This is a genomic window from Methylorubrum aminovorans, assembly GCF_022179725.1.
GTDB classification, from domain to species: domain Bacteria; phylum Pseudomonadota; class Alphaproteobacteria; order Rhizobiales; family Beijerinckiaceae; genus Methylobacterium; species Methylobacterium aminovorans.
On sequence record NZ_BPRC01000022.1, the window covers coordinates 61,263 to 71,394 of the forward strand.

The 10,132-nt window shown below is 63.7% G+C and carries 3 protein-coding genes and 3 pseudogenes; 5 read left to right on the top strand and 1 reads right to left on the bottom strand.

Annotated elements, in window-relative coordinates; translation table 11 throughout:
- Window positions 1-124: 124 nt before the first annotated feature.
- A pseudogene (locus MFF24_RS21820) lies at window positions 125-261 on the bottom strand (metallophosphoesterase); the annotation flags it as partial.
- Between the two features lie 56 nt (window positions 262-317).
- Here MFF24_RS21820 and MFF24_RS21825 point away from each other — a divergent pair.
- The 5 genes and pseudogenes from MFF24_RS21825 (at window position 318) to MFF24_RS21840 (ending at window position 9,790) form a co-directional block, all read left to right on the top strand.
- Window positions 318-533 carry a hypothetical protein gene (locus MFF24_RS21825; RefSeq protein WP_238227612.1) on the top strand — a complete coding sequence of 72 codons (216 nt, stop codon included), beginning with the start codon at window positions 318-320 and terminating at the stop codon, window positions 531-533.
- Window positions 534-1,837: 1,304 nt separating this feature from the next.
- Window positions 1,838-8,044 carry an autotransporter outer membrane beta-barrel domain-containing protein gene (locus MFF24_RS21830; protein WP_238227615.1) on the top strand — a complete coding sequence of 2,069 codons (6,207 nt, stop codon included), beginning with the start codon at window positions 1,838-1,840 and terminating at the stop codon, window positions 8,042-8,044.
- Between the two features lie 318 nt (window positions 8,045-8,362).
- Window positions 8,363-8,491, top strand: a pseudogene (locus MFF24_RS28890) (IS3 family transposase); the annotation flags it as partial.
- Window positions 8,490-8,675 (top strand): annotated as a pseudogene (locus MFF24_RS21835) (integrase core domain-containing protein); the annotation flags it as partial. The pseudogenes MFF24_RS28890 and MFF24_RS21835, both read left to right, overlap by 2 nt.
- Window positions 8,676-8,860: 185 nt before the next feature.
- On the top strand, window positions 8,861-9,790 hold the full coding sequence (locus tag MFF24_RS21840; protein WP_238227624.1) for an IS110-like element ISMex17 family transposase: 930 nt from the start codon (window positions 8,861-8,863) through the stop codon (window positions 9,788-9,790).
- Window positions 9,791-10,132 lie beyond the last annotated feature (342 nt).

A 10,132-nucleotide genomic window follows, 5' to 3' on the forward strand; every position in this document is an offset into this window, starting at 1 on the left:
GCGGCTGTTTATTCTCAGTGAGTGAGGTCCTGCAGCAAGGCGCCGAACTCATATGCAAATATTCATATATCAGATTGTAAGAATTTCAGGCCACTTTTGCTGAAATATCCCGGACTGAGATTTGCAAATGCGTGCGATTGTTCACGTAAAGCGTCATGCGCCGACTGCGTGCGCGCCCGAGACGAAGCCGCCGTTCGCCCGTTCGACCAGCCTATCGAGAACCACGATCATCCCGCCGTGCGTGTGACCCGACAGCTGCACTCAGAGCAAGGAACCCCACCACCGAGTGACGCCTTCCTCCACCACAAGGAGGCGTCATGACCAACCCGAAAGCCCACGAAGAAGCCATCGGCTCGGTGCCGCCCGGTCGCCCGCTTGGTGTGGGCAGCAAGCCCGACGAGCTGCCGGGCTTGGGACCGACCGGACCAGTCTCAGTAGAAGGCGAGAAGCCCGGCCCTCAGACAGGCGGGTATGATCAGCGATCGCCGGATCACTCGACGGACAACGCCAAGGGTGGCTACGGCGCGGGCTGAGTAGGCCCCGTTGGGGTGGGCGGAGTTTGTCGCGGCCTGCCTGCTCGAAGCTACCAGCACACGCTTGGCAGGCGCCGCTTCCACCGCTCTCCGAGGCGTAGCTTCTCGCTCCCTGTCCGGTCTAAACGGCGTCGGCTGATGGCGGTGACGGTCTCTGCCACAGCTTGAGGAGGCTCCGGGGCAAGCTGGTCAACCACCTCAGCAGCCTGTTCTACGATCACCTTCCGGCGTCCGCCACGGCGACGTGGGGCGCCTTCGGTTGCCTCGATGGGACGCGAGATGCGGCGAGCGCGGGGCAGTTCTTCTGGCTTGATGGCAGGCTCTAATTCAAGCTCCTGCACGTCCGCAACAAGAAGGCTCGGCAGGATGCGACGGTGTTCTTGAACAGGCGCAGCGACAGACTGAGGAGCTGCCGCAGCGGCATCGAGTGAAGTCCACAGCGTCGCAGTTTCTGTTCGACCTATCCGCTTTTGCGGCTCTCGGGGCTGCTTAGATGGGATGGAAACGTAGCGGGTTTGGCCACTCGACTTGGCTTCAACGGTGAACTTCCGCCGAACGCGATTGCGTTGCATACTGGTCCTGATGGTTGAGATTAGAGGCCGCCGCTGATGGCCAAGCGGAACGGCATCGTTGGCCGGCTATGTGCATAGCGACTACTTCAACAGGGCTAAAAATTCCGACAAAAATTTATGAGAGCCCCTCGATAATTGAGCGAGGCCCGGCTTCCCCTCGGCCCACTCTAGACGCGCGTGGTATCCCGCCCGGTATCGCAATCAGGCGCACAAAAGAAGCCGCGCGGGCGCTCGCAGCATCCAGTGCTTGGACGTGGGGCCACCGTCTCCAGCAGCCCCATGCCCTCGGCTCAACGGCCTCCGCTCGTCCCAGACGATGAGCCTAAGCCATCGCCCTTGAAGCCCGTCGCGTTAGGTGAGACCTGCATACGCCCAGTCCGGATGGGGTGGGTAGCGAGCTTTGATGGTGGGGCCGCAAGCGGACGCTCCACCGCCTATTTGTAGATGCGGTAGGGCCAACATGAGCCTCAACTCGGACACTCAAGCTGTTCGATCTCACCAGACGCACATCTCCGACTGCTAGCTGGAGCCCCGCGCCACACCTGCGCGCTTAGATGTGTTTTTTTGGCGACAAGACGCACTTCTTAGTTAACGAGCCTTCTTCGAATTAAGCATCAGTTAACCAATGTTGCCGGATTTGAGCGGCGATCCGGTCCCGATCCCCGGGAACGACCTCTCCTCATCTCGTCAGCTGATTTGCAGCTGCGCGAGCGGCGGTCTCAAGAGTCGCAAATGTCATCCGTTTTCCCGCCGACGTCCTCTTCGCAGGCTGCGCTGATCTCCTATGGAAGGCGTCTGTCTCTGCTCGGCGGTGTGAGCATGCTCGCAATGGCCCTCGTCTTGCCGGCAGTTGCATCAGATCGGCCGATCCCGTTCGTGTCTCAAGGGGAGAACGGGCCGAGAGGAAGCGCCGGCATCTTTGGCTTCTGGGCAAGAGATGCGGTGGCTGGCGGTCCAGGCGCCAACGTTGATTTCGACAATGTTGATGTCGGTGCTGCTCGGAAAAACCCCGCAAGTACCATCGAGATGGGATCAAAGGGTGGCACCGGCGGCTCGGGCGACGCCAGTGGTACTGCCTCGGTGCCCGGAGCCGATGGCGGCTCCGCCGGCAACGTTACCGTCTCGCTCGCAGATCAAGTATCCGGCCGTGGCGATCAGAAGTCAGCTGCGCCTCGCATCTGGGTGAATTCGCAGGGTGGCAATGGCGGCGGAGCACAGAAGGATGTCGGGGCTGGCGGGGCGGCCGGGTCGGTCGGCCTGACGTTGTCGTCCACCGTTGCGACGGAGGGAACTTCCTTCCTCGGTGTTCGCGTCAGTTCGATCGGTGGAAACGCGGGCAATGGTGGAACCGACGCATGGAAAGCGGAGGTCAAGAAAGGCGGCGCCAGCGGCGATGTGACCCTGGACATCCTGCCGTCCGGCGTCGTGTCCACGACCGGCAAGGGCGCGACGGCCGTCATTGTCGAATCCCTCGGCGGGGCGGGCTCCGTCCGCGGCGGCGGGACCTTCTACAGCAATCCCTTCGTGACGAAGGGCGGATCGGCCGGCAGGGCCACCTTCACTAATGGTGGGCGCATCGAGACGACCGGCGACCACGCCATCGGCGCTCTCGTGCAGAGCGTCGGCGGTACTGGCGGTGAGCAGAATACGACCGGTGGGGGCCGCCCGGGGGAGAGAGGTGGCGATGCCGCCTCCGTCGCTGCAACCAACAACGGCAGCATCAAGACAGGCGGCCAGTACGCCTTCGGTGTGCTCGCTCAATCCGTCGGCGGCAAGGGCGGCCAGGGCGGCGGCGCGAGCTTCAGCGGAGGCGACGGAGGCAATGCCGGCGACGGCGGCACCGTCAATGTCACGAACCACGGATCGATCGAGACCGAGAAACTTGGCGCGATCGCCGTGATCGCGCAGAGCATCGGCGGCGGCAAACCCCTCGACGCGCTCCAAGTGGTTCCGCTGAAGGAGCGCACCGGCGGCGGGACCGGCGGTTTCGGCGGCGGCCTGTTCTTCGGATCGGGCGGCGCCGGTGGGCAAGGCGGCATCGGCGGCAAGGTCAATGTCGTCAATGATGGATCCATTCTGACGGCTGGCAACAAGGCCTACGGCGTTCTGGCTCAGAGCATCGGCGGCGGCGGCGGTGGCGGTGGAAAGGCCCAGGCGTTCGGCTTCTTTTTCGACGTCGCGCTCGGCGGTGAAGGCGGCATCGGCGGGAAGGGGCAGGACGTCAGCGTCACGACGAAGGCGAAGACGGCCAGTGGCGATCCCGTTACGATCGAGACGCGGGGCAACGAGGCTGCCGCCATCCTGGCGCAGTCGATCGGCGGCGGCGGCGGAATCGGCGGCGACGCCGTGTCGCGTGCGGCTGGCCTCGTCATCACCGTCGCGACGTCGAACGGCGGAGCCGGCGGCAAAGGCAATAGCGCCGGCAGGGTCGAGGTCGACAATGCCGCCGGCATCACGACGAAGGGCGTCCGTTCCTACGGCATCGAGGCGGTGAGCATCGGCGGCGGCGGCGGTGTCGGCGGAGCCTCCATCGCCACCGCTATTGGCGCCTCCGCTGCCTACGTTGCGGACATCAACATCATCGTCGCCTCGGCTCAGGGTGGCATCGGCGGGGAGGGCGCCACGGGCGGGCAGGTCGATGTCGAGAACTCGGGCTCGATCAACACGAATGACAGCGACGCATCTGGCATCCTGGCCATGAGCATCGGCGGCGGCGGCGGTGCCGGCGGTTTCGCGGACACTTCCAGCCTGTCGATTACGGGGCCGGAGGTCGTATCGCTCTCGGTCAATACCGGTCTGGGCGGAAGCGGTGGGACTGGCGGTTCCGCAGACAAAGTGACCGTGACCAATTCTGGCCAAATCACGACGATCAAGTCGCAGGCTGCGGGTATTGCCGCCTACAGCATCGGCGGCGGCGGCGGCGTAGGCGGAAGCGCCGACGTACAACAACAAGCAGCAGGCAAGGGCTACGGGATGGCGGTCAATGCCGTCGTCGGCGGTAAGGGTGGGACCGGCAACAAGGGGGCGGACGTCGACGTCGTCAATAGCGGCTCCATCAAGACAAAGGGCTACGCGGCGAACGCCATTCACGCTCTCAGCGTCGGTGGCGGAGGCGGCGCGGGTGGAGCGGGCAAGATCAAGACGATCACTGGCATCAAGGCAGTCAACCTTGGCCTCGGTGGTAGCGCGGAGAGGTACGCAGACAAGGTGACCGGCATTATCCCGGTGAAACCTAAGACCCTGTCCATCGACGGTATCATCGGCGGCAACGGCGGCACAGGAGGGGACGCGGGCCGCGTTGAGGTTAAGAACTCGGGAAATATTAGTACTTTGGAAGCAGATGCCCGAGGCATTTTCGCCCAGAGCATTGGCGGTGGCGGCGGTGCGGCCCCTGCCGGCAGCGCCGAATTGTCGAACAAGGTCCAATTGAGCCAAGTCGTCGGCGGCAAGGGCGGCGCGGCTGGCAACGGCAGCGACGTGGTCGTGAGAAACACGGGCACCATCGAGACCTCCCGTGACGGCGCCTACGCGATCCAGGCTCAATCCGTCGGCGGCGGCGGAGGCAGTGGAGGCTCGGCCTCCAGCTCCGCAGGGGATTCCTTTTCGGACGAATTTCTCAAGGGCACCGGCAAGTATGTCGGCACCCATACGTTTCAGGCCTGGAAGTTCATCGACAATTACTACCGCCTGGTCTCCGAGGGTGGCCGCGGCATCATGCCGAAGTTTCTCGGCAAGCTGAATCTCAAGCCCGAAATCCCGTTCTCCGTCTCCTACAACACCACGATCGGCGGAAACGGCGGTGCCGCGGGAACAGGCGGTGCCGTCACCATCTCGAATGCCGGAAACCTCACGACCTACGGGGCATCCGCAACGGCCATCTTTGCGCAATCAATCGGCGGAGGCGGTGGCGACGCGGGCAACTCCAATGTTTCCGGCGGCAAGATCATCAACCTGAAGAGCGCGACGGGTGGGGACGGCGGCGCCAACGGAGACGGCGGCGAGATCGAAGTCCAGCACAGCGGATCAATCATCACGAAAGAAGCATCGTCCTTCGGCATCCTCGCCCAATCGATCGGCGGCGGCGGCGGGAAGGCCACTACCGGTGTGGACAAATCCGAAGGCTGGGATCCCATGACGCTCGTCAGCGAGTTCGCCGGATACCAGACGGTGGTGGGAGGTCAAAATGGCGCGAAGGGTGTCGGGGGCGAGGTCACGATCACGAATGCCGGGACGATCACCACGCATGGGTTGGAATCCCACGGCGTCCTCGCCCAGTCGATCGGCGGCGGCGGCGGCCTCTCTCTCCTGAACGTCAACGATCCCTACGACATGCTCAGCCTGAAGGGCGCGCTCACGGTCGAGGAGAAAGCGGCGATACTCGACGCGTTCGGGATCAATGTGGACGAGGAGGTGTCCGCTCTCGAAGCCTCCAAGAAGGCTGAGGACGAAGAGAAGGCCAAGAGCGGAGAGACATCGAAGGCCAGGCTCGAAGCCCGCCTCGGCGGCAGGAGGACGACTGGCGACGGTGGCGCGGTCAAGGTCGACGGCACCGGCTCGATCTCGACCAACGGTGACGCAGCAATCGGCGTCCTCGCCCAATCGATCGGCGGCGGCGGTGGTCTTTCGACTAGCGGGAAGGCGAACGTCACCATGGTGGCCGGGCGCATCGGCGGGACCGACGGCGCCAACGGCAATGGAAGCACGGTGTCCGTTACCTTGGACGGAAGCGCCTCGATCAAAACCCGCGGCTTCGGCTCCCACGGCATTTTCGCCCAGTCGATCGGCGGCGGTGGCGGGTATGGCGGAACGACACCGAACGCGCCGGCTTTCGTGACGGTCGACAAAACGACCGGCGACGGCGGCAAGGTCGAGATCAGCCTGGCCGAGGGTTCGATCGTGCTGACGCGGGGCAGCAAGGCCCACGGCGCCTTCGCACAAAGTCTCGGCGGCGGCGGAGGTTGGGTCACCGACACGTCCGATCGGGCCGACTTCACCACGGCGGGAACGAGCCGTGCCCAGGCCTTCGGCAAGGGCGGAGTCATCGAAATCACTTCGAAGGGGTCGATCGCGACCCAGGGGGCGGACGCTTACGCGATCGTCGCACAGAGCGGGGTGCAACGCACCGACGGCTCGATCGATCCGGGCAGGGCGGGTGACACGATCACGATTGCGGTCGACGGTATCGTCAGCGGCGGCAGCGCCAGTGGTGCCGGCATTCGGCTTGACGGCGGAGCGAACAACACGATCACCGTCTCCGAGGACGGCAACGTCAGTGCCCGATCGGGGCGTGCAATTGTCGGATCACTGGCGCAGGACACGCTGACCAACCGCGGCATCATCGTGGGCGACATCGATCTGAGAGGTGCTGGTCCGAACGCGGGTGACAGCTTTGTGAACGGCGCTCCCGGCCAGAGCGGAGCGCTCCTCCTCACCGGATTGCATGGTATTATCGATCTCGGCTCGGCCGGCCGTCTGACAAACCACGGCGTCGTCGATATCGGTGGCGCCGGCAGGGTCGCTGATCTCAAGGTCAACGGAAACTTCACCCAATCGCAGAGCGGCCAACTGCTCATTGATATCGATGCCCTGGCGTCCGACAGCGCTTTGCGAAATGACCATCTGAACGTGAGCGAATCGGTCGATCTGGGAGGAATGGTGCGGCCGCACGTGATGGGTAGCCTTCTTCCGGGCGACTACACCTTCCTGACCGCCCGCACGATCCAGTCGCTGAGCGCCGATGCACCGAACACGGCGATCCAGTCCGACTCCGTGCCAGTGTCCTGGGCAATCGTGCGGACGGGAGACAGTTTGGCTCTCCGGCCAAGCGCCAACTTCGTCTCCCCCCTCGGCATGACCTTGACCAGCGACCAGCGGGCAGCAGCCGGAGCGTTGCAGGAGTTGTGGAACGTCGGCTCGCGCCCGCAGGCCACCGTGTTCGCTGACTTCCTTTCGGTCCGTAGCAAGTCCAGCTACGCCGCCGCTCTCGACGCACTCAATCCCGAATCCATTCAGAACGTACTACATGGCCGCGCGTCCGACGCCCGGGCCGGACTGCACCGCGCGAACAGCTGCCCCACCTTCACGGGGACCGGCACCCTGCAACAGGAAGGCGACTGCGTGTGGGGCCGGGTGGCCGCGGGCCACACCGCGATGTTCGGCACGCCAGACGACGGCGGCTTCCGACAGAATTCATTGAGCTACCAGGGTGGCATGCAGACCGAGTTCGCCCGTGACTGGTTCTTTGGACTGACGGGCGCCTACACCCGCGCCTACCTGCACGATGCCGATCAGGTCAGCGGGTCGATGGCCGATGCGGCCGACATCGCCGTCGCCCTCAAGCATCAGGTGGGCCCCTGGCTGTTCGCCGCCTCGACGAATGTCGGCTACGCTTGGTCGGACAACCGTCGATCCATCAACATCGGCAACAGCAGCTGGCTCGCCCGCAGCAAGTCGGAAGTGCTGACGGCAGCCGGCCGTCTGAGAGCGAGCTACCAGTTCCTGTTCGATGGCTGGTACATCAGACCCTATGCTGAGGTTGACGTGCTCTATACCCATAGCCCCGGCTATTCGGAGACCGGCGCGCAAGCCCTGAACCTCGATGTCCGCGAGTCGCACAAGACGCTCTTTGCCTTCAGCCCCAACGTGGAGATCGGCGGCCGCTACGACATCGACGCAGAGAGCTGGATCCGACCCTACGGCAAGTTCGGCGTCACGACGTTCTCCGACGACAAGTTCGTCGGGCGAGCCAGCTTCCAGGGCAGCAATGGCCTCGGAGTATTCTCGACGGCCTCACGCATCCCGGACCTCGTGGGAGACGCTGGCCTCGGTGTGCAGGTCAAATTCGGCAACGGGCTAGAGCTTTTGGGCGAATATCATTCCCAGATTGGAGATCACTTCTTCTCCCACAACGGCAGCGTCCGATTGCAGGCTCGCTTCTGATGCCTAGCAGCCTTCGGTCGCCAAGCCGGCAGTGGAGACAGCGCTCATTTCGGCATGGCTCGGATTTCATGTAGATCCTGTCCAACAGCTATAGTTCGGCGGCATCTCACCGCCGGACTACCATTCAACATGCTGTCAGCTCGACCAGCTCGACACGGGGAGCTGAATCGGCCTGTACGTCAATCGCCTGATCGCCCGCCTCCTGCGCGTCGAAGTGCTATGCTAGGTGAGGTGTGGGCGCGATGGACCTGTTGACCTGACCGGCTGGCTTTGGACCGGGCTGATTGAGAGGATCAGCCAGGACCGAAGGAGTCGAACATGCGGCGAGGTCAGAAGACGAGCGCGGAACAGGTGGTGCTGAAGCTGCGCCAGATCGAGGTGCAAACAACCCAGGGCAAGAGTTTGGCTTTGGCATGCAAGGAGGCGGAGATCTCCGAGCAGAGCTATGCGTGACGAGTGCCTGAGGCAGGAGATCTTCTACTCGCTGAAAGAGGCGCAGGCCGTGATCGGTCTCTGGCAGAACACCTACAATCGCGTCCGGCCGCATTCGTCGTTGGGCTACCGACCGCCCGCGCCCATCACCTTCCCGGATCTGGCCTTCCGGCTACCCATGGCACTGGCCATGCAGTAGCCTCTTGTAACTTGATCCCAACCTCGCCGGGTATGCTCCTCGGCGCGGTAGCGGGTGAGAGACCGTTAGCCTCTGGGGCCACCAAGCCCGCAAGTGAGCCAGGGTCCTCGCCCGCCGTTCCATCGAACCCGAACAGTCGCTTGGGCCGCTCAACGCGAAGCCCGCTTGCGCAAGGATGGGATCAGATGGACGCTCCTGTTGTCGGGATCGACGTGGCCCGTGACCGCCTCGATATTCACGTTCATCCCTCTGGAGCGAACTTCGCCGTTGATCGTACGACCGAGGGCGTGGAGCAGCTGTGCGAACGCCTCCGGCCCCTGAAGCCGAAGCTCGTCGTCCTGGAGGCAACCGGCGGTTTGGAAGCCATGGTGGCACGTGCTCTCACCAGCTGGAGGCTGCCAGCCGTGATCGTGAACCCAGCACAGGTCCGTGCTTTCGCTCACGCCTTGGGCCAACGCGCCAAGACCGACCGCATCGACGCCACCGTGATCGCCCGGTTCGCGGCGGCCACCAACCCACCCGTTCGCGCTCGGGCCGATGCCAAGACTCAGGCCTTGGCTGATCTCGTCACAAGACGCCGTCAGATCGTAGGACTGATCGCGTCCGAGCGGCAGCGAGCGAGCCAAGCTCCATCGTGCATTCGAGACAGCGTCCGGCGCGTCATAGAGGCGTTGGAGCAGGAGCAGAGTGTAATCGACCGCTCGATCGATGCAGAGGTAGACCGGTCGCTTGAATGGCGCAGGAAGGAGACCCTCCTGACCTCCGTTCCTGGTGTTGGACCGACGATCGCACGAACCCTGATCGCGGAGCTGCCCGAGCTTGGAAGCCTCAACGGAAAGCAAGTCGCCGCGCTGGTCGGCTTGGCTCCTTGGACGCGGCAATCCGGTCAGTGGCGAGGGAGGAGCTTCATCGCAGGCGGTCGCGCACCTGTTCGCACGGCGCTGTTCATGGGGGCCATGGTGGCCAGCCGTCATAACGCCGCGCTGAAAACCTTCCGTGACCGGCTCATCGCAGCCGGTAAGCCCAAGCTCGTCGCCCTGATTGCCACCGCTCGGAAGCTGATCACCATCCTCAACGCCATCCTGAGAGACGGAACGCCATGGCAACCCGCTTGACCAGCAAGACAGTCGCTCAATCAGCCCGGTCCAAAATACCGGTCAGGTCACTGTGTCTCGCGCAAACCGTTGCTGCCCAGGCCATTTGAGCAGCCAATGACAATCAGTTCACCAGCGCCCGCCTCCCCAAGCAATCTGCTCCAAACCTGATAGACCGCTTCAGACAAAGCTCCGTTGCTCTCGCTGAAAGGGGCTGCCGGTAAGTGGACCCTACGAGGGTCTGCTGAGGGTCGATTCTGTTGAAAAACTCGGGTGTTGCGACGGTAATCGTGAGGTGATTCACTCCTGTCGAGAGACGGAGATCGAAGCAGATGATGGGACCTCGGCAAGTCGAACAGGGTG

What these genes read in the sequence shown, in the direction of transcription:
- MFF24_RS21825 (WP_238227612.1), top strand. Translation starts at nt 318, where the DNA reads ATGACCAACCCGAAAGCCCACGAAGAAGCCATCGGCTCGGTGCCGCCC.
- MFF24_RS21830 (WP_238227615.1), top strand. Translation starts at nt 1,838, where the DNA reads ATGTCATCCGTTTTCCCGCCGACGTCCTCTTCGCAGGCTGCGCTGATC.
- MFF24_RS21840 (WP_238227624.1), top strand. Translation starts at nt 8,861, where the DNA reads ATGGACGCTCCTGTTGTCGGGATCGACGTGGCCCGTGACCGCCTCGAT.